The 1,179-nt window shown below is 37.4% G+C and carries 1 pseudogene; it reads right to left on the bottom strand.

Annotated features, from left to right (window positions below):
• Positions 1–20: 20 nt before the first annotated feature.
• Positions 21–1,114: pseudogene (locus tag FTO70_RS17910) on the bottom strand (IS630 family transposase).
• Between the last annotated feature and the right edge of the window lie 65 nt (positions 1,115–1,179).

The following is a 1,179-nucleotide window of genomic DNA, read 5'->3' as shown; positions in this document are numbered from 1 at the left end:
CTAGTGTCCTGGCAACTTAGTTATGATACATAATACTTGGACAATTTCTCATCAGCAATTTTGCTTGTGAACTTCCAGTTTATTTTCTTTTTATGGAAATTCCTTCTATTAGTCCATGCATCTACTTCATAAGCCAAGGTTTCCATGTCACCGATTCTTTTGCCAGTACACTCGATATCCATGGCATTGATTTCAATTTCCGCAGCATTGAGCCAACTTGCATGCTTTGGCGTGTAGTGGAATTCTACATTTTTTAGAATCTTTTCTGCTTCTTCTTTTCCAAAAGCTTCATCAAATGATTTTTCTTTGTGAGTGTTAAGATTATCAGTGACCAAACGGATAGTTTCAGCTTCTGGATACTCTTCGATGGTTTTCTTAACGAATTGTGCAAAATCCTTTTTAGTTCTTCTTTCGGTTACCTGAGTCATCCGTTTTCCAGCTTTGAATTCTACTGCCACAAATATATTTGCTGTTCCATTCCTGACATATTCATAATCATATTTTTCCGGGCTTCCGGGCTTCATTGGAATGGACATCCTCTTATCTGCAAGAAGTTGCTTTGGTTTCTCATCAATGCAGATAATAGGATTCTTTGGATCATAATCCTCTTCGTACATATCGAGAATGTTGTACATTCTTTCCCTATATTCGGCATCTATGGTCTGAATGCACCACATCCGCCTCAGCCAAGGTTTAGTTTTGCTTTTTTTAGGATAAGCCTGATGCTCTCCTTGTTTATTGTTTCAAATCCTTCTTTTTTCCTCATTTCTTCGGTGAGCAGTACAAGCGTCCATCTTTTTTTTCCAGCAGGAGGCTTGGTGCATACTTGTGCTATGATTTCTGCAGTGTGTCTTTCAGTATATTTTTCAGGTTGACCAGATCTTGGTTTGTCAAAGAGAGTAATTGTGAGGCCTTCTTCAAGATATCTCTTTTTTATTCTCCAAGCCGTACTCCTGCCAACACATAACGTTTTAGCGATATCTGTATCTCCTTTTTGCTGGTTTGCCAGTAACAGTATACGTGCTCTGGTTATTTCCCTTGCGTTTTTCTGTCCTTTATTTACAAAATCTTGGAGATACTTCACTTCATCATCGTCAAGTTTGATTTCTATCATGAAGGTATCATGGCATTCAGAATATATTAATATGTATTATAATTAAATTGCTGAGACACTAGTAT

It is taken from the genome of Methanosarcina sp. KYL-1 (assembly GCF_024372725.1).
GTDB lineage: Archaea > Halobacteriota > Methanosarcinia > Methanosarcinales > Methanosarcinaceae > Methanosarcina.
This window is presented reverse-complemented; position numbering and strand designations above follow the sequence as displayed.